We start from the raw sequence: 18,183 nt of genomic DNA, 5'->3' as shown, positions 1-18,183 counted from the left end.
TGGTCCTGCGTGTCGAAGTGGAGACAGATGCTGTCGCAAGACGGACATCGAGCGCAACCGAAAATGCCAGCGTATGCCCCGGGGCATGGTTATTCCCCGGGGCATACGCTGGCATTTTCAGTTATGCCCGTTCAGGCGGCTGTCGGTGGGCTGTTCCCGCCGATCGGGTGCTGATACGGGTCAACGGACATCGGCGGATAGAACACCGTCTTCCGATCCGGGCCGATCTCCACCCGCCACTCCGTATGGTGCAGCGTCCGATGATGATGACCACATAACAAGATCAGATTGTCGAGATCTGTTGGGCCACCATCACCCCAGTGAACAATATGATGGGCATCGCACCACCCCGACGCCGTCCCACACCCCGGAAACGCACACCCACCATCACGAACCGCCAACGCCCGCCTCTGCGGCACCGTTGCTGTTCTCGCTTCCTTACCGCAGTCGAGCGGAACACCATTCTCATCCAACAAGATTCGGGTGACGGTGCAGTCGCACGCCAACATCCGGGCAGTGTCGATACTGATCGGGCCCACCCAATCCGTCCACGCGAACCCCAACTCCTCAGTGGACGGCAGGAGGTCTTTCAAAGCTTTCAGGTCCGTCATGTCCTTGGCCGACGCGGTCACCGTGATGTGCGGTTTCACGCCGCCCTCGATCGGACCCAACCCCGCCCGCTCATACCGGCGCAACAGTTCGCAGAACCCGTCCGCACGCCGTAGTGTCGGAGTACGGGTGTCCTTCACGCCGTCCTTCTCCGGCGTCGGAGCGGACAGGCTCGACAACAACGTGATCAGACGGGCCCCGTTCACAGCATCCAAGTCACCCTTCACAGACACACGCCCGTACAAGCCTTTCGAGGCGTAAAACTCGTTGCGCTCCGAATCCTCCCCGACCGGAACACCGTCCTCACGCTTGCCGTACTGCTTCTCGATCCGCCGAATCGCCGCCCGCACCGCATCACAATCGGCAATGTTCTGCGACGCCAACCGAAGCAGAATCCCGCGGGCCTTGTCCACATCCGCCGGCGTCATGTTCTTCGGTGGATGCTGACAAAACGACGCCACCTGACGGGCCTTCAACGCATCAACGTCGCCACGATGAAACGCATCGCCGACCACAGGTTCGAGCATCAACAACCGCGCCAACCCGACCAGCAGACTGCACTCACCGATCTCCAGATTCGTCGAACCATGCAACCACTGCGCGATCGCCCGAAAACCCTTCCCGCCGAGAACCTCACGGGAAAACATCTCCACGATCAACAACACCATCCGCGACTGCAACTCGTGTCGGGCGCGCACCAGATCCAGAACCTCACACTTGAGGCCCTCGCCATCCAGCTGCCACGCTTCCCGACTGTCCATACCGAAAGTGTAATCGAACAAAGTTTCGAATACAAGAGACTTGCAAGCGAAAATTACTGCTGTCCAGCTACTTTCGACAATTCGGACAAACGTCAGATCGAACCCAGCTCCCGCGCACGAGCTACCGCCGACGTCCGCGACTTCACGCCCAACTTGCCGAAGATGTGGACCAGATGCGATTTGACCGTGGTCTCGCTCAGGAACAGTTCTTTACCGATCTCGCGGTTGGATCGACCCGCCGCCACCAGCTTCAGCACCTCGATTTCCCTTGGGCTGAGGCTGGTTTCGGGCTTACGGACGCGAGTCATGAGCTTCGACGCGATGGCAGGTGAGAGAACGCTGTCCCCGCTTGCTGCGGCGCGGACGGCCGACAGCAACTCGACCGGGGGTGTGTCCTTGAGCAGATAGCCGCTGGCTCCGGCTTCGACGGCGCTCAAGATATCCGCGTCCGTGTCGTAGTTGGTCACAACGAGTACGTGCGGCGGATTCGGCAGCGTGCATACCGCGCGGGTGGCGTCGACCCCCGTCTTGCCTGGCCCGAACCGCAGGTCCATGAGCACGAGGTCGACCGGCGTGGTGGCGCAGAAGGCTATGGCTTCCTCGGCGGTCCCTGCTTCGCCGACCACCTCGATGTCGGATTCGCTTTCGAGCAGCGCTCGCAGCCCGGCGCGCACGATCGCGTGATCGTCGGCGAGCAGCAGGCGGATCACTGTTCACCGACATCGAGGGGAAACGTCACCGCGACGGCCGTGTGTCCCGGCTCCGACTCGATGGAGAACGTTCCGCCCTGCAGTTCGACGCGTCGTCGAATTGCGTTGAGGCCAAAAGATTCCGCCGGTCCACGTTCGAGAACTTCCACGTCGAAGCCGCGGCCGTTGTCGACCACGTCGAGGCTGACGGTGTTGTCGGAATACGTCAGTGTCACAGCCATTCTGGTTGCATCCGCGTGGCGGAGAACATTGGACACCGCACCCTGGGCGATGCGCACCAGTGTTGCTTCGAGGGGCATCGGCAGCCGGATTGCCTCACCCTCGACCACGGATCGTGCTTCCAGTTCGGGACTGCTCGCGCGTTCACAGATTCGACGAAGCGCATCGGCGAGCGACTGACCGTCCAGGGCCGCCGGTGTCAATTCGGCTATGAGTTGGCGGGTTTCGGCAAGACTGTCCGCTGCAGTTTCCCGTGCGAGGCTGATCTGCCGGATGGCCGGGCTTTCCGGATCGGCGCGTTCGGCAGCGTGGAGGAGCATCTGGATGCTCGAAAGTCCTTGGGCCACGGTGTCGTGGATCTCGGCCGCGAGCCTTTCACGTTCGGCGAATTTTCCGGCATCGCGAGACGTCGACGCCAATTCTTCACGGGTGTTCATCAATTCGTCGATGAGACGTCCGCGCTCGGCTGCCTCGCGGTACAGCGCTTGGTATCCGAGACCGATAGCAACGGCTACGGCGGCGCCGATGATCGGTCCGACGGCGCCGGCCACTGTCCACCCGCGATGCAATCCGGTGCCGATCACGGCGACAGCCGTTGCCGCGGTGACGGCCAGCAGGCTCCAGGGGCGCCGCAGAATATGGAGATAGAGGAAGAAGAGTCCGAATGCGAGGTAGGCGGCGTCGGCGGATACCGCCATCGTCGCGATCCAGACGAGGGTCAGCACGGCCAGCCACCAGCGGGCAGCGTTGCCGCGCAGCCTTTTGGCAACGCCGAAAAGATAGACGGCAACAAAGATCACGGCCAACGCGATGATTGTTGCGGTGAGGTCGGATTCGTCGATCAGCGCTCGAAGAAACACCACACCGGCCAGCGCCATGACAAGGACATGCAGGCCCAGTTGTAGGCCGGCGAAGACAGGCGTGAGCGGAGATCGGTGCATCTCGCCCAGCTTAGCGAGGTTCGGGCCTGGTTCATCCATCAAAAGTTGTAAACCGGGATGGTTCTTTCGAGCGCTGGAATGTCGATCCGAGGTGCGATGGAAAGAGTCTGCATCCGCGAGAGCGTAGAGGCAAGCACAGGAAAGGAATTCACAGTGTTTGTCGCAATGAGGGACTTACGGGCAGCGCGAGGTCGTTTCGCGCTGATCTCCGTCGTGGTTCTGTTGGTTGCACTTCTGGTCAGTTTTCTCAGCGGGTTGACTGCAGGACTTCGCCATCAGAACGTGTCGGCCATCGAGGCCATGAATGCCGACACGGTGGTGTTTGCAGACACCGGAGCTGGGGCGTCGTTCGACGAATCGGCGCTCACGCAGGACCAGGTCAACGCCTGGGCCGGGGCCGCGAAGGATGTCGATCCCATCGGAATCGGCCGCGGGAAGGCAGGATTGGCCGACGGAAATCAGAAGTCGGTGGCCCTGTTCGGTGCTGACGGCGGTTTCGGTGACGTGACGCCGTCGACGTCAGGCACGGTGGTGTTGAGCGAAGGTGCCGCCCGCGATCTGGGGGCGGGCGCCGGCGATCAGGTGAGCGTCGGTACGCAGCAGTTCACCGTCAGCGACGTTCGCGGTGACGACTGGTACAGCCATTCGCCCGTCGTCTGGATGACGCTCGGTGACTGGCAGGCGGCCAATCCACGCGGCGGAGTTGCGACAGTACTGGCTGTCACCGGAGCCTCTGACGCTTCCGCAACGGACAAGTCAGCCGTGACGACGTCGACGACGGTCAGCGGTTCGCTCGACGCGATCGGTTCGTACAAGTCGGAAAACGGGTCGTTGACGCTGATGACGCTCATGTTGTTCGCGATCTCGGCCCTGGTGATCGGTGCGTTCTTCACGGTGTGGACGATCCAGCGAACCCCGGACATCGCGACGTTGAAAGCGCTCGGCGCAACCACCGGTTCTCTGGTGCGCGACGCACTGGGCCAGGCGCTCATCGTTCTGATCGCCGGCGTCACCGTCGGAATCGGGCTGACGGCCGTGGCCGGCTCGCTGATCGGAGACGCCATGCCGTTTGTCCTGGACGCATCCACGACCGTCGTACCTGCCGTGGCATTGATCGGACTCGGCCTGCTCGGCGCGGCCTTTGCACTTCGATTCCTCTCGACCACCGATCCACTCACAGCATTGGGGAGCGCACGATGACCATGACAACCGGCACCACAGTTCTCGACATCCAGAACGTCGATCTGACGTTTCCAGACGGGCAATCGCGGGTGACGGCGCTGGACGACGTGTCTCTGCGACTGCACCGCGGCGAGATCGCCGCGATCACCGGACCTTCGGGTTCAGGCAAGTCCAGCCTGTTGGCGGTGGCGTCGACCCTGATCCGTCCGGATTCCGGGCACGTCTATCTCCGGACGCCGGAAGGCAGCACCGACATTGCGGCGCTGAGTCGGCGGGCGGCGTCGGAATTGCGACGCTCGTCGATCGGAATCGTCTTCCAGCAGTCCAACCTCGTGTCGTCGCTGACGGCTCTGGAACAGCTCGAGGTGATGGCGCATCTGGGGCAGTCCGTTTTCACGTCACGGACCCGTCGCAAAGCCGTGAAATCAAAAGCGATGGATTTGCTGGACGCTGTCGGGCTCGCGGATCAGAGCGGAAAACGGCCGTCTCAGCTGTCGGGTGGGCAGCGACAGCGCGTCAATCTCGCGCGAGCATTGATGAACGATCCGCAGCTTCTGGTGGTCGACGAGCCCACCAGCGCGCTCGATCAGGAGCGCGGTGCCGCTGTCATGGATCTGATCATCGGGGTGGTGCGGGAACACGAGGCGGCAACCCTTCTCGTGACACACGACCGAAGTCACCTGTCTCGGATGGATACTGTCTATCGTGTTGTTGACGGTTCCTTGGCGGAGGACCAGGAGGCGCTCGCGGCGTAACTCAGGCGGGCACGATTCGGGCATTCGTCACTGCATCCGGGCGGGAAGTCAACCCGCGATTTGCTGGGCAGTTAGACTGTTGTCGACTCGGGCAACTTGAGAGGACGTGTTATGGAACGCCGCCGCAATGTTGCGCAGCCGCCACAATCGCCGATTGCGGATCTGGAGCAGATGCCTGCTCTGATTCTCCTCGACAGGCTTCCGGTGCCGGTTATGGCCGTTCACCGCGACGGCAGCATCGTTTTTGCCAACCCGTCCTTCGCTGACATGCTGGGATATCCCAAGAAGGCCGTCTCGGCGTTGCGTTTGCAGGACATTCTCTACGACAAGGATGCCGACGACGTCAGTGCCGAGCAGGCTCATCGTGAACTGAGCTCCGAGCCGGGCTCGGTCAAGGAGTTCGTGCACTCGGACAGCACATTGGTGCGCGCGACGGTCAGTCAGTCTCTGCTCCGACGGGACGACGACACGATCACCCTCGCCGTCCTTCACGATCTGACGGAACGCCTGTGGAACAACCCACGGCACATCGACGACAAGCCCACCAAGTAGTCCCAGCTACTTCCGGGATTTGACGGTTCGGTCCAGGCCCAGGGTGGCGGCAAGGGTGTTGACCACCCATTCTTCGTACTTTTGGCCGGTCCAACCCGCTCCGACCACGAGGTCTGTGTACGTCTCGGGACTGAGCAGCGTGAGTGCGACGTTCACGGCTGTTTCGAGGTCGACGGTTGGCGCTTTTTCGACGATGCCGACCATCAGATGTTCCTGCACCGTGCGTCGCTGAGTGCGGTTGATTTGCCAAAGGCGGGCGGCGTCCTCGTCCGCGGAAGCAGCGGCCCGCAGGGCCAACAGGATGTCCGCGGTGCGCTCCAGAATGAGCCGTCCGTGGTGAACCTGAATCCGGAGTTGCCCGAGTGGATGTGGGGCGCCGAGTGCTGCCGCCACCCACGGACGGTCGAGAGTTGCCGTCTTTTCCTCGTCGCCCGCAACGGCCACGTCGAGCAGTGCTGACAGCACGCTCGGCTTGTTGCCGAACACAAAATAGACACTCTGTACCGACACGCCCGCCGCCGCGGCAAGCTGTTTGATCGTGGCGGCCGCGTAGCCGGGATCGACAAAAACTTCGCGCGCTGCCTCGATGATCTTGCGCCGCGCCGACGTGTCTTCCCGAAGTACCTCAGTCATGATTAGAGTCTAACTCTAGAGTCGAACTCTAGCGACTCGGGAGGCGAAATAATGACGAAGGTTCTTGTACTCGGCGGCTACGGTGCCGTCGGGATTCCCCTGATGAAACAACTCGCGAAGGTCCCCGAAATCTCCGCGTACTCCGCCGGGCGCGATCGTGCTCGCGCTGACGTCGTCGTTGATCTTAAAGAACCAGGCGCGTACTCGGCGGTGGTTCGAGACTTCGATGTCGTGGTGAATGCGTCGGGTTTCGAGGACGTTCGCCTGGCAGAAGAAGCGGTACGCGGTGGGGCGGCATTCGTCGACATCACGGCGACCTCGAGCTACTGCGAAGAATTGGAAGCGGTCGACGGACCCGTTCTGATGGGCGTCGGATTGGCACCGGGATTGACCAGTGTCCTTGCCGCCGAGGCGCATCGACTCGGCGGGGGACTCGTGGACATCGTGATCGGCCTCGGCGGCGGAGAACTACACGGACCGGCCGCGACGGCGTGGACGTACGGGATGTTGGGGACGAGTTTTCCCGATCCCGACGGGCGATCGATCCGGAACTACACCGGAATGAAGAGGTTTCGAATGCCGGACGATGCGACCGGCTACCGCACCGGCCCTGCTGTGCGGGCCGATTTTTCGGACCAACATGCCCTGACGCGCGACCTTGGTGTCCCGGTCAGGACGTACTTGCGATTGGACACGTCCACCGCGACGCTTGGGCTTGCGGCCATGACGTGGGCGCCCGCCCTCCAGAAGGTAGTGCCGAAGAAGCTGTGGGGCTCGGATCGTTGGGTTGCGATGGCACGAACGGATACCGGTCCGGCGCTGTGGGTTTCGGGGCGTAGCCAGTCGGCCGCGACGGCAACCATCGCCGCGCGTGCCGTGCAGGTGATTCGAGACCGTGCAATCTCGAAGCCGACGTGGTTTCACGCGGTGGAGACCGCAGAGTCGTTACAACTAGCAGTTCCGGAACTGTCAGTGCGGCAATGGGATGGTGCGAATTGGATGTCCGGCAAGACTGTCGACTAGTCGTGGTGATCCGAGAAACGGCAATCCAGCGGCCGCATTGGTGAGACAACCGGGTACGACGGCGCGGACGACATGCAAGCCAGCGCGGAGAACATCAGCAGTGGTGAGGTCGACCCATGCCGGCCTGAAACCCGAGCCTGTCAGTGCGCTTTCGGTGTCGATGGGTGACGTCAGAGAGTCGAGGTCCACCTCGCCGACGACGGCACCTGCCAGCTCACTCTCGAATCGTGCTTGGATCTCCGGGTCCAGGTGGAGCTGCAAGTGGCACCCGTAATCCATCACGTCGGCAAAGTCCGATCGGTAGGCGCCTGCATAGCTTCGGTCAGCTCGCCAAGGCGCAAGCGGGCTGGTCGGGGAGGCCGCGGCTCGACCGATGCCGCTCTCCGGGTTGTCGTAGTCGGCGGAAAGCAGTTGCAGCTGAAGCGCTTCGCCGAGCGACTTGAAAGCAGCCGTCTGCGCTTCTTCGTGGCAGGCGGTACCCATGGTCGAGTATCCGGTGAGTCGGTCGTGGACGAGGGCGCCGAGCACCGGGATGCCGAAATCGCTGTCGAATGACAACCACCTGGTCGAGAGGCTGCCGTGATTGCCCAGGCGGCGAAGCACCTCGGGGATGCCGGTGACTATCCGAACGCCGCGTCTTCCGGTCCAGGAAAGCGTCATCGCGTCGCGCTCGACTATCTCGCGCAATGCATTCCGTATCGCGAATTCCGTCGTGGGACCGGCGGCGAGACCCGCCTGCGCTACTGGAGAGATCGCCGGACCCGTCCGGGCGACGAAATGAGGATACGAACCCCAGACGAGTTCGGCCGGTACCCAGATATCCGAACCCGTGATCAGGTCGACTCCGCGAGTCCAGTCCAACTCGAGATCGTCGGTTGGTTCGACGAACGGGAACTGTGGCCGCGCGTACTGGGCGGCGTCGAAACGCGCGAGTTGTGACAGGTCGATGCTTGCTCCGATCAACGCATCAGCCGACCCGCGGACGATCGGTTTGGCGACGATGTTCCCGCAATATCGTTCCACCGCTTCGCCTATCGCAGCTGCGGTAGGCCGCGCACGGTCACCCAGATCGAAGCAATATCCGGCGCCCGCCGAGTCGCTGGACCAGGGCGAAAAGCGTGCCGAATCGCAGACATACGAATGAATGAGCTTGAACTCCGGCGGAAAGTGCTGGGGAACAACGGCGTCGACCAACTCTCGAATGATCCCAGTTCGGCGGTCGACGAGCAAAGACCTCATGCGAGAGGGACCGGCAGATGGAGATGGGTGGTCGATGCGCTGGTCAATCTGCTACCTCCAAGAAGGGGAAAAGCTGCCGGCGCATTGTTGTAGAGGCCGGGAGACAGGACGCGGACGACGTGCAACCCGGCAATCGAGATGTCGCGGGTGGTGAGATCGACGGAAATCGGTTGGTGCCCTCGAGACGTCAGAAGGGCTACCAGAGAAGCAAGATTCACAGGATCCTCGTCGGGAATCTCTGATACCGAGCGTGTTTCGGTGTAATCGAAGAGGTGCTCTTCCGCAAGGTGCGCCATCACGGGATCGAGATAAAGTTGGGCGACGGTCGGCAGATCGACGACGTCTTTCCATTGCGGATCGAACTCGTCCCGGTAACGACGGTCGGCCCGAAAGGGTTTGTACAGGTGCGCCGGCAGCGTTCCGTCCACAACGCTGCGCCAGGTCGGCCCGTCGGGGTCGGCGAGGTCGATCGTGATGGCAAGTACGGCGTACGCCTCGACAAGGGCCTTGGAGACTGCCGCCTCCACCGTTGGTCGACAAGCTGTGCCCAGCGCGACCAATCCACGTCGGTCATCCCGGATCCACACTGCGGCGACGGGAATGCCGAAGGGGGAGGGAAGCAGAAGCACTCGAACGCTCCGAGTGTCGCTCTCCAGATCCCCGAGTTGGCGGTGCACAGGTAACCGCTCCCAGTCGGCGAGTTCGATTGCCGGCTGTGACCGGTCCCCGCACCACCACAGTGCGGTGGCATCGCGTTCGAGAAGTTCCAGCAGAGCAGACATCTCGGCCTCGGCGCGTGAGCATCCCGCGGCGATTCCGGCGTACTGCAACGACGCGATCGGTGGTTCGCCGCGACGGGTGCCGGTGTAGTACCCGAGATAGGTCAGGGCGGCCGGCACATAGGTGGGCACTTTTTCGTCCATGGTGTGACCCAGCGCCCAGCGGATTTCCAGAGCCGATGTGAAGGGAACAAAGGGGAATCCGGGAAGGCGGTACTGGTCCTCGCTGTACAACGCAAATTTCGCGGGATCGACGACCCGTGAGCCTGCCAGTTCCAGCGCTGACGCACTGCTGCGGATCAGATCTTCGGGGACCACGTTGCCGCAATATCTTTCGACAGCCTCACCGGTTGCAGCACCGCGAGCTGCTGCGTCGTCGCGTATCGAAGCCCCGAATCCGTAAGGGTCCGCGCGAAACAGTGAACCGCTGCCGCCGAAGTTTCTGGTGTCGGCCACCCTCGCGGCCCAACCGACCCAGCCCGTCGGCATGTCCGAGCGAATGTGTGGTTCCAGTGAGGTCAGCACGCCGCTTCGGGCGTCGACCAGCAAGTCATCCACCGGCAGTTCCTCCGAGTATCGGCAGGGTCAACGACCCGGAAAATGATTGGTGCAGTGCGGTACTGCGTGTTCCTCGATAGCGATCACCGTCTCCGAGATTGCGTGCGAGCCGTGGGAAGTCCGAGCCGGCGATCCGCAGCGTCAAGACATCACCCGCGCGCACAGTGTGCAACACGTGATCGAGATCTATGGTCAACGTGCCGGAGCAAAGGCTGACGCCGGCCCCACGAGCGATCGACCTGGTGACTCCGGCGCTATCGACGATGCTCAGCTCGACGATCCAGTCAGCTTCGCCCTCGGGCGAATGCACTGTCAACTCCACCGAAGGCATTCCCGACAGCACACACTCGACCTCCATGTCGAAAGTCCAGACAACACAGTCGTTTCGGCCCTCGTCTGCGTGGTGCGTGAAGTTGAAAGGCGCCGTCCTCGGGTCTGGTTCGAGACGAACGCGATTCGCACCCGTGACATACGGTTCGGTCGACCAATCGCCTGCACCCCGGTCGAACACCCGATTGATGGTCACGGGCCGCGCCGAGAATATCGATTCCATCCACTCGACCTGAAGGCGGCCGAAACTTGTCTCGCCGACCATTCCAGGGCGGAGGTCGTGCGCCCAGGGACCCACGATCAAACTCTGCGGCGCACGCCACACGGATGCGAAGTGCCGCAGTGTCTCCCGAATCATCGCATCGTCCCAACCGCCGATGTGCAGCCCGGCGACGTCGAGTTCGGAGAGTTCGTCCGCGGACACCAGATCATCGCCACCGAAGTCTTCGCGCTCACGAGCGCGACGGATCGGCGTCAACCAGCCCGGTGAATCGGAGGTCAGGCCAACCTCCTCGATCATCGACTGCACCGGGAGATGTTCCAGCAAAGACGAATCCGAGCGCATCAGGGCAGGGATGAAACCCTCACGAGAGGAAGACGAATCTCCGTGCTCGCCCCACCACGCCAGATGCTCGGCGAGGAGAAGTATCCCCGAGGGATCACGTTTGACGCGGTCGCTTCCGATGGTCGGCACTTTGGAGACGACGCCGCGAGCACGAAATGCCCGATCGGCGCCGTTGGTCTCGGCAGTAAAGGCCCACGCAGTTCCGGCCGCATACGAAGCCCCGCTTGCGATGACGCACTCGGGTGTCCACGGCTGATCCTGCAGCCACTCGGCAAGGGCGGCGGCGTCCTCGCGCTCGTGAACGTAGGGTTCCCAAGATCCGGTGGAATCGTGCCGTCCACGTACGTCCTGACAGATGAAGGCAATTCCTCGTGATCGCCATTCGAGCCCCTCGGCCAGATGCCACCCGCGTCCGTACGGGGTTCGGATCACGATCAATCCTCGAGGTGAAGAATCTGGGAGAAGCACATCCGTAGCCAGCGAAGAACCGTCTGCCGCCGGGATCTTCACTCCGAGTGAGATCACCGGAGCGTCGGCGAAGGCTCGAGAACGCCGCCCGGAAGAGGTAGCACGGGATGGCGAGTCATCATGAGGGTTCGTGGATTCATCCGGATCTGGTGGTGAAGGTGTGATGGCGGTGCGCCGTAAGAACTAGCCACGACGTCCGAACATGCAAGTGCACTGACCATTGCGGCTGCGGTGGGTGAAAGTCCAAGCGGACGACGTTCACTGTCGGCGAGGTGGTTCCACAGAGCCAGCAGGTGATCCGGTACACGTGACGCGGCAAGGCGTCGACCACAGACGTCCCGGTAGCTCGCGCTGTCGATGCCGTCGAAGAAGGGACCGATGCAGATCTCACCCAGCTCGGCGTGGACGCGTTGCCACGGAGTTCGGCTGTGGCGGCACCAGGTATCGAGTTCCGACCACGCGTCGTGAGGAGGAGCGTCGGCAACCGACAGTACGAGGTCCGACGACGCAACGTCGTCTTCGATTGGCGCAGTGGTGGATACGACTTCGAGATCCGGAAGAGCCTTGGAGAGCAGAGCGATGCAGGCATCGGCAACGGGCCCGACCCCGTCCATCAGCACACGCTGTGGGCGCGGAATCTCTGGCACTTGACTTGGAACAACCAGTACGCCGCGAGTGACGAGAGCGTCGGCGATCTCGATCGCTCCCGCGCCGAGCACCGAACCAGGCCGCCTGAGAAAGTTGTCGAGTTCTGCGAGATCTTCGGCCGGCGCACCGATCGTGACTGCGTTCTCGTCCGGTGTCAGGTAATGCCAAACACCGTCCGGTGTCGGATACAGGTGGTGTCCGTCGGCGAGGGCGTACACGGATCTCCTTGTCGGTGCCCGCACCCGACGAGTCGGATGCGGGCGGGGTCATCGGCAGATCAGACCGTCGAAACGGTCTGGATCAGGGAAGGTTTCAGCTCTGGAAGCTGAACGGGTTGTCGACGAGGGCGTTGGTGCCCACACCCTGCAGAGCGTGTGCGGACGTCGCCTCGGCAACCGGCTCGAAGGTGAACGGGTTGTCGACGAGGGCGTTGGTGCCGACGCCCTGGAGTGCATTGGCCGGAGCCGAGTTGGAGACGCTGTCGAACGAAATGTTGCTCATTGTCATCCCTTCCGTAATGGAAACCATTTCCATTACGATGCCACCGTACGAAAGATCGCCACGGAGAGCAACAGGTACAAGAGAGTGCATACATGAGCGAGACCTCGACGACGGGATCCGCCGAAGCGCAACCACATGTGTTTCGGGACAGATCGTTTCGATTGTTCTTCACGGCTCGCACGATTGCCGTGGCCGGTGCGGCCGTCACCGGAGTGGCAATGCCGATTCTGGTGTTCGACATCAGTCGGTCTCCGTTTCTCACCTCGCTCGCGGCTGCGGGGACGGTTCTGCCGTACCTCGTGTTCGGCTTGTTCGCGGGCGCCGTGGCAGACCGAGTCAACCGGCGGACAGTCATCCTGTGTGCGCAGGCCGTCGCTGCTCTTGCCTTGGCGAGCATTCCGGCGGCTCAGGCGCTCGGTGTGTTGACGGCATGGCACGCGGTCGGCGTATCGATGTGCATCGGAACGTGTTTCGTGTGGTTCGATGCTGCAGCTTTCGGAGCCTTGCCTGCGCTGGTCGGTCGGCAGAGAATACCGGCCGCCAACAGTGCGCTGTGGACTTCCAGCACGCTCGTCGATGTTGCCTTTCCGGCTATTGCCGGAGTGCTCGTGGCATCGATCGGCCCGGCCTACGCATTGGGTGCTGATGCACTGGCCTACGTATTGGCCGGGCTGGCCATGGCGTCGATCGGAGCCTCGTTCTCGAGTACTCCTGCGGCGCCGAAGAAGTCGGAACCCGGAATTGCGCGTGACATACGCGAAGGCCTCAGCTTCCTCTGGCAGTCTCCGCTCCTGCGAGCCTTAACCGGCGTCGGCTTCGTCAATTCGCTGACGCAGGGTGCTGTCACGGCGCTCCTGGTGGTGTACGCGACCGAGAGGCTGGGGATTTCGACGTCGAGTCCGATGATCGGGGCCGTGTGGACAGCAGTCTCCGTGGGTGGCGTGGTCGGCGCAGTCTTGCTCCCACGCCTACCGGCGCAATGGCCGGTCGGCGCGATCACTGTCGGTGCGTTGACCATCGCCCCGGTGGTGCTGTTCGTCGTTGCGACAACCAGCAACACCGCCGCAGCGATCACCGCTCTGACCGTCTACTCCGGCTGTGCGACTGTCACCATCCTCAACGGCATCGGTGCACGTCAGCGTCTGACTCCGGATCGTCTACAGGGGCGCGTGAACACCACGGCGAGGATGGTCGCCTGGGGTGGTTCGCCGGTGGGTGCCTTGATTGCCGGGGCAATTGCAGGACGATGGGATATCGGCACCGCCTACCTCGTTGCGTGCAGCTTTGCGCTGGTCGGGGCACTCTTCGCGTGGGTGAGCGCCCTGCGTACCGATCCTTGTCCGCACAGATGAGCATGTCACTATTAATGAAAACGACTGTCGTTATGGTTAGATCCACCTGTTCATGCCTGTGAACCCCACCTCTTCAGGAGTGCGATGACGCTGACCAGCGAAGCAGTACCTGATGCCCCGTCGCGTGCGCATCCCGTCGGCGACCGCGGATACGTCCCGTTTCTGTTGGCCACGGCCGTGGTCCTTGCCACCGTCTCTACCGTCGCGGTGTGGTCGGGCGCTGCGTCTCTGTCCTTCGCCGACGTATTCGCGGTGTTGTACGCGCACGTCGGTGGACCGCCGGTCGACCCGCTGCTCGATCGGATCGTGTGGGGACTGCGGGTCCCGCGCATTCTGATCGCGGCACTGGCAGGTGCCGGGTTATCACTGGCCGGCGCCGTACTACAAGCGTTGGTGCGCAATCCGATTGCCGATCCGTACATCTTGGGTGTCGGTTCGGGAGCGTCCTTCGGCGCAGTGCTGATCATGACGACGGGCATCGGAACCGGCCTGTCGATCGGTGTTCCGGTGGCAGCCTTCCTGGGGGCCATGGTTTCCCTGATCGCGGTTCTCGTACTGGGTCGGCGCGAGGGAATGCTTGTCCCGCTGCGCATGGTCCTGGCCGGAGTTGCCATCGGCTATCTGCTCTCGGCTGCAACAAGTTTTGTGCAGTTGCGCGCCGATCCGAGTCAGCTTTCGGGAGTGCTCTTCTGGTTACTCGGTTCGGTGAGCGGGGCAGGTTGGTCGGATCTCGGTGTGCCCGCCGCGGTGATCACCGTCTGTGCGGCAGTGCTGTTGACGCAGTCTCGCCAACTCAACGCGCTGGCGATGGGAGACGAGAGCGCGCAATCGGTGGGCGTCGACGTGCGCCGTACCAGGTTGCTACTACTGGTGATCGCGTCGTTGCTGACCGCAGTTGTTGTATCCGTTGCCGGCGGAATCGGTTTCGTGGGGCTGCTCGTGCCGCACGCCGTAAGACTCCTCGTCGGATCCGACCACCGCAAGCTGCTGCCGGCAACCGCGCTGGTCGGTGCAACCTTCCTGGTGATCGTCGATCTTGCGGCCCGGATGTTGGATGCGCCCAACGAATTGCCGCTCGGAATCATCACCGCCGGATTGGGTGCTCCGTTCTTCCTCTGGTTACTTCGACGCGAGGGAGGTGCGCAGTCATGAGATTGTCGGCCAGCGGGATTCACGTCGTTCGAGGTGGGCGTCTGGTGGTTTCCGGCGTAGATCTCGAAGCGCCCGAGGGGAGCGTGGTCGGACTCGTCGGGCCGAACGGCAGTGGAAAGTCCTCCCTCCTGCGCGCGTTGTACCGCTCGATGAAGCCGAGAAGCGGAATCGTGAAGGTCGACGAAGTGAACGTGTGGGACGATCTCTCGCCACGATCCGCAGCACGCATCATCGGTGTTGTGGGGCAGGAGCATTCATCCGACTTCTCGTTCAGCGTCCGCGAGGTGGTGGCGACGGGCCGGACGCCGCATCACAGCGCATTCTCTCGACTCGGTGAAATCGACCGGGACATCGTCAGTGCCGCACTGGAACGAACCGGTATGCACGGCTTCGGATCACGACTCTTCGCCGAACTGTCCGGCGGAGAAAAGCAGCGTGTGATGTTGGCCCGGGCGATCGCTCAACAACCGTCGGTGCTGGTCTTGGACGAGCCCACCAACCACCTCGACATCCGAGCTCAACTCGAACTGATGGAATTGGTCGCCGAACTCGGTACCACGACGATTGTCGCGATCCATGAACTCGCCTTGGCCGCAGCGTATTGCGACTACGTCTGTCTGCTCTCCGGCGGGGTAGTTGTCGCGACAGGACCAACGGCCGAGGTCCTCACCGAGGACCTGCTGTCCGAAGTATTCGGGGTTCAGGTGCATCTCGGCACTCATCCGTTGACCGGGCGCCCCCTGCTCTCGTTCGCCCCTCCGCTCCTACACACGAAAGAAGCAGTGTCTTGAAATCCTCGATACGTACTGCCGCGCTATTGTGCTCGGCCGTTACCGCCACTGCAGTACTGACCGCATGCGGAAACTCCACGGCGGATTCGGCGGCGTCGTCGTCCGAGAAGATTTCCGTCACCAATTGTGATCGCGAGGTCACGTTGCCCAAGACGGCGGAGCGGATTGTCTCGCTGTATCCGTCGATGACGGAGCTTCTGATTCAACTCGGTGCCGCCGACCGCATTGTCGGACAATCGAATACCGACCTCTCTCCTCCCAGTCCCGAACTCGCGGATCAGTTCGCGGCCGTGCCGGTACTGAGCACCGGAGTTCCCGCGAAAGAAGCATTGCTCGACGCCCGTCCGGATCTGATCGTCTCCGACGGGGAATACTGGTTCGACGGTGACCGACTGCAGAGCATGGACGAATTGCGTGACCTCGGCATCCCGATCTTCGTGAACAGCGGCTATTGCCACAAGGCGGTCACCGAGGGGCGGATCGACGACGTCTGGTCCGACGTCGACGGTCTCGGTGCCCTGACCGGAACAAGTGACGAAGCAGCAATTCTCCTGGCAGATGGCAAGAAGTCGCTCGCAGAAACCGAGGCATCCGTGGCCGGGAAGGAGCCGGTTCCCACTGTGATGGTTCAGGTTTCGGAGGGGCAGTCCTACGCTCTGGCGAGGGGCCTCTACAGCAGCGTGCTCGAGGCGGCCGGGGGAAAGAACCTCTACGAGAGCGACCTTCCGGATGGGAAGTACTTCGGCCAGGTAGCCACCGAATCGATACTCGCGAAGTCGCCGCAGGCAATTCTTGTCGTTTACTCCACCGAGTCGGCTCGGGAATCCACACTCGAGGCTGCTCGCACCGCATTTGCCGGGACGCCTGCCGGGACGTCGAATGCGATCTTTGCCGTCCCGGAGGCGTGGTTCGCCGGTGAGTTGGTGTCGATCGACGGAGCTGCCGAGGTATCTCGCCTGCTGCACCCGGGTTCGTGAGGTCTTGACCGCCCTCGAGCGGGTCGAGGCCGTCGTATCGCTGCATGCTGCGCTTGACCGGACGGTGGCTCCGTCGGAGCTACCGTTCGACGAGGGCGCACTGCCCCCGGTGACGTCTGAGTTCGTTGAATTACCGGCGCCGACGCCACTGCCGGCCCAGGACTTTCCGGATATCTTGCAGGCACGACGGAGCCACTACAACCCAGCGCAAGATGCTTTGGGAATCGATGAACTTTCAAATGTGCTGCACCACAGTCTGGTCAGCAGCCCGACGGCAGGTGGGATGCGCGAACTGAGGCTGTCGTTTGTTGTCAGCCAACCCGGACACTCGCTTGGAGCCGGGGTGTACCGGTACATCCAGGAAGGCCGTGCTGAGGCCGTCCGGCCGGGTGACGTACAAGGAAACCTTCGAGCGAGCCTTCTCCAGCCCGAGTTCGTCGACGTGTTCCCGGTTCTTTTGTTTGTGGTCGCCGACGTGGAAGCGCCGCTCGAGAAGTACGCGATGCGGCACTACCGCACGATGCACGTGGATGCCGGTGTGCTGGTTCAGAATCTGTACCTTGTGACCGAGGCGATGGGACTTGTGGGCTGCGCCATCGCAGGATTCACGGATGCGCGAGTGGCATCTCTGTTGAATCTCGCGACGACGCAGCTTCCCGTAATGGCTTTTGCACTCGGGCGGCCCAGCTAGTTCAGGCGAGGATGCGCGCCTTCTGGGTCTCGAACTCGGCCTCCGTCAATACGCCGGCATTCTTGAGTTCGCCCAGCTTGGTGAGCTGTTCGAGCTTCGCGTCCATCGACATTTCCGATTCTGCCGGAGCTGCCTGCGGCGGGAGGGGCGGTAGATCGGGAATCGGCGGCACCGGCTGGACCTGCGCTGCGCGGGCCTGATCTTCGGCGGCCCAACGGGTCCGCTGACGGCGCTGAACATTGCCGTGAATGGAGCTTGCGACGGCTACCCGGCCGGCTCGCCTCAAGAAACTCATGCGTCCTTCTCCGTGGTATCCGGTGCGGTGTTGTCCAGTGCAGCAGCCAGTTCGTCCACGCTCAGGTGACCTTCGGTGACAACCTTTGCGCCGCTGCGGGTCCAGGCCTCGATGACCGGCAGTATTGCCAGTTCCTCGTAGACGAGTACGGCGGCAACACTTCCGGCGGCCAACTCGTCACCAACGGCAGCGATGTCGCCGGCGTCGAGCAGTCCGGAGGCAGCGCCGTCGAACTGCGCCAGATCGAAATCTGCGAGTTCGAAGGTGGACGCGGGTACGACGGATACCGATCCGTCGGCGGCTTTGGTGACGAACTCGAGGTCGAGGATGCGGATCACTCCGGAGTCGACGAGAGTGAGCAGCTGCTCGAATCCCGCGGAGGTCGGTGCACCGCTGGGAAACTCGACGGCAACGTATTCGATCGGACCGAATTGGTCTTGGTTGGACATCGG

Annotated in this window: 20 protein-coding genes; 9 read left to right on the top strand and 11 right to left on the bottom strand. The window is 62.5% G+C overall.

The window, feature by feature from the left end; genetic code table 11:
* Positions 1–131: 131 nt before the first annotated feature.
* From B0E55_RS06690 to B0E55_RS06680, 3 genes are all read right to left on the bottom strand, one after another.
* The gene (locus tag B0E55_RS06690) at positions 132–1,370 is read right to left on the bottom strand and encodes an HNH endonuclease signature motif containing protein (protein ID WP_080909329.1); all 1,239 of its coding nucleotides are present in this window, start codon (positions 1,368–1,370) and stop codon (positions 132–134) included.
* A 92-nt stretch (positions 1,371–1,462) separates the two neighbouring features.
* Entirely contained in the window at positions 1,463–2,080 is a 618-nt protein-coding gene (locus tag B0E55_RS06685; RefSeq protein WP_080909328.1) for a response regulator, read from the bottom strand.
* Positions 2,077–3,279 (bottom strand): sensor histidine kinase, encoded by a 1,203-nt coding sequence (locus B0E55_RS06680; protein WP_021332670.1) that lies wholly within the window; start codon positions 3,277–3,279, stop codon positions 2,077–2,079. Before B0E55_RS06680 ends, B0E55_RS06685 begins: the two co-directional genes overlap by 4 nt.
* 114 nt (positions 3,280–3,393) lie before the next feature.
* Between B0E55_RS06680 and B0E55_RS06675 the strand changes: the two genes are divergently transcribed.
* The 3 genes from B0E55_RS06675 to B0E55_RS06665 all read left to right on the top strand — a co-directional run bounded on the left by B0E55_RS06675 (position 3,394) and on the right by B0E55_RS06665 (position 5,729).
* Positions 3,394–4,440 carry an ABC transporter permease gene (locus B0E55_RS06675; protein ID WP_179154684.1) on the top strand — a complete coding sequence of 349 codons (1,047 nt, stop codon included), beginning with the start codon at positions 3,394–3,396 and terminating at the stop codon, positions 4,438–4,440.
* Positions 4,437–5,177: an ABC transporter ATP-binding protein gene (locus tag B0E55_RS06670; protein ID WP_020968047.1), complete on the top strand. Its 741-nt coding sequence runs from the start codon at positions 4,437–4,439 to the stop codon at positions 5,175–5,177. Before B0E55_RS06675 ends, B0E55_RS06670 begins: the two co-directional genes overlap by 4 nt.
* Before the next feature lie 111 nt (positions 5,178–5,288).
* Entirely contained in the window at positions 5,289–5,729 is a 441-nt protein-coding gene (locus B0E55_RS06665) for a PAS domain S-box protein (RefSeq protein WP_003943598.1), read from the top strand.
* A 6-nt stretch (positions 5,730–5,735) separates the two neighbouring features.
* Here the strand turns inward: B0E55_RS06665 and B0E55_RS06660 are convergent, their stop codons facing one another.
* A complete protein-coding gene (locus B0E55_RS06660; RefSeq protein WP_019746303.1) occupies positions 5,736–6,362 on the bottom strand; it encodes a TetR/AcrR family transcriptional regulator in 627 nt (208 codons plus the stop codon).
* A gap of 51 nt (positions 6,363–6,413) precedes the next feature.
* Here B0E55_RS06660 and B0E55_RS06655 point away from each other — a divergent pair, with 51 nt between their 5' ends.
* Positions 6,414–7,385, top strand: a complete 972-nt coding sequence (locus tag B0E55_RS06655; protein WP_080909326.1) for a sugar nucleotide-binding protein — start codon at positions 6,414–6,416, stop codon at positions 7,383–7,385.
* Here B0E55_RS06655 and B0E55_RS06650 read toward each other — a convergent pair.
* The 5 genes from B0E55_RS06650 to B0E55_RS06630 all read right to left on the bottom strand — a co-directional run bounded on the left by B0E55_RS06650 (position 7,332) and on the right by B0E55_RS06630 (position 12,473).
* On the bottom strand, positions 7,332–8,624 hold the full coding sequence (locus B0E55_RS06650) for a YcaO-like family protein (protein WP_080909325.1): 1,293 nt from the start codon (positions 8,622–8,624) through the stop codon (positions 7,332–7,334). The genes B0E55_RS06655 and B0E55_RS06650 overlap by 54 nt on opposite strands.
* Positions 8,621–9,961 carry a YcaO-like family protein gene (locus B0E55_RS06645; RefSeq protein WP_080909324.1) on the bottom strand — a complete coding sequence of 447 codons (1,341 nt, stop codon included), beginning with the start codon at positions 9,959–9,961 and terminating at the stop codon, positions 8,621–8,623. The genes B0E55_RS06650 and B0E55_RS06645 overlap by 4 nt, the downstream gene beginning before the upstream one ends.
* Positions 9,954–11,366 (bottom strand): CocE/NonD family hydrolase, encoded by a 1,413-nt coding sequence (locus B0E55_RS06640; protein WP_274534434.1) that lies wholly within the window; start codon positions 11,364–11,366, stop codon positions 9,954–9,956. Before B0E55_RS06640 ends, B0E55_RS06645 begins: the two co-directional genes overlap by 8 nt.
* A gap of 11 nt (positions 11,367–11,377) precedes the next feature.
* Positions 11,378–12,190, bottom strand: a complete 813-nt coding sequence (locus B0E55_RS06635) for a hypothetical protein (RefSeq protein ID WP_080909322.1) — start codon at positions 12,188–12,190, stop codon at positions 11,378–11,380.
* A 94-nt stretch (positions 12,191–12,284) separates the two neighbouring features.
* Positions 12,285–12,473 carry a streptamidine-related RiPP repeat protein gene (locus tag B0E55_RS06630; RefSeq protein WP_003943543.1) on the bottom strand — a complete coding sequence of 63 codons (189 nt, stop codon included), beginning with the start codon at positions 12,471–12,473 and terminating at the stop codon, positions 12,285–12,287.
* Between the two features lie 92 nt (positions 12,474–12,565).
* Between B0E55_RS06630 and B0E55_RS06625 the strand changes: the two genes are divergently transcribed.
* The 5 genes from B0E55_RS06625 (at position 12,566) to B0E55_RS06605 (ending at position 17,436) form a co-directional block, all read left to right on the top strand.
* The gene (locus B0E55_RS06625) at positions 12,566–13,825 is read left to right on the top strand and encodes an MFS transporter (protein ID WP_080909321.1); all 1,260 of its coding nucleotides are present in this window, start codon (positions 12,566–12,568) and stop codon (positions 13,823–13,825) included.
* 84 nt (positions 13,826–13,909) lie between these two features.
* Positions 13,910–14,977: a FecCD family ABC transporter permease gene (locus B0E55_RS06620; RefSeq protein WP_021332677.1), complete on the top strand. Its 1,068-nt coding sequence runs from the start codon at positions 13,910–13,912 to the stop codon at positions 14,975–14,977.
* The gene (locus B0E55_RS06615) at positions 14,974–15,768 is read left to right on the top strand and encodes an ABC transporter ATP-binding protein (RefSeq protein WP_080909320.1); all 795 of its coding nucleotides are present in this window, start codon (positions 14,974–14,976) and stop codon (positions 15,766–15,768) included. The genes B0E55_RS06620 and B0E55_RS06615 overlap by 4 nt, the downstream gene beginning before the upstream one ends.
* Entirely contained in the window at positions 15,765–16,745 is a 981-nt protein-coding gene (locus B0E55_RS06610; protein ID WP_080909319.1) for an ABC transporter substrate-binding protein, read from the top strand. Before B0E55_RS06615 ends, B0E55_RS06610 begins: the two co-directional genes overlap by 4 nt.
* A 4-nt stretch (positions 16,746–16,749) precedes the next feature.
* Positions 16,750–17,436, top strand: a complete 687-nt coding sequence (locus B0E55_RS06605) for a SagB family peptide dehydrogenase (protein ID WP_069146708.1) — start codon at positions 16,750–16,752, stop codon at positions 17,434–17,436.
* A gap of 1 nt (position 17,437) precedes the next feature.
* Here the strand turns inward: B0E55_RS06605 and B0E55_RS06600 are convergent, their stop codons facing one another.
* Complete coding sequence (locus B0E55_RS06600) at positions 17,438–17,731, bottom strand: SHOCT domain-containing protein (protein ID WP_069146707.1); 294 nt, start codon at positions 17,729–17,731, stop codon at positions 17,438–17,440.
* On the bottom strand, positions 17,728–18,180 hold the full coding sequence (locus B0E55_RS06595; protein ID WP_060938717.1) for a DUF6325 family protein: 453 nt from the start codon (positions 18,178–18,180) through the stop codon (positions 17,728–17,730). The genes B0E55_RS06600 and B0E55_RS06595 overlap by 4 nt, the downstream gene beginning before the upstream one ends.
* Positions 18,181–18,183 lie beyond the last annotated feature (3 nt).

It is taken from the genome of Rhodococcus sp. 66b (genome assembly GCF_002076325.1).
Classification (GTDB): Bacteria; Actinomycetota; Actinomycetes; order Mycobacteriales; family Mycobacteriaceae; genus Rhodococcus_F; species Rhodococcus_F erythropolis.
The sequence above is the reverse complement of the archived record's forward strand: the minus strand, read 5'-3'. Positions and strand labels throughout refer to the sequence as shown.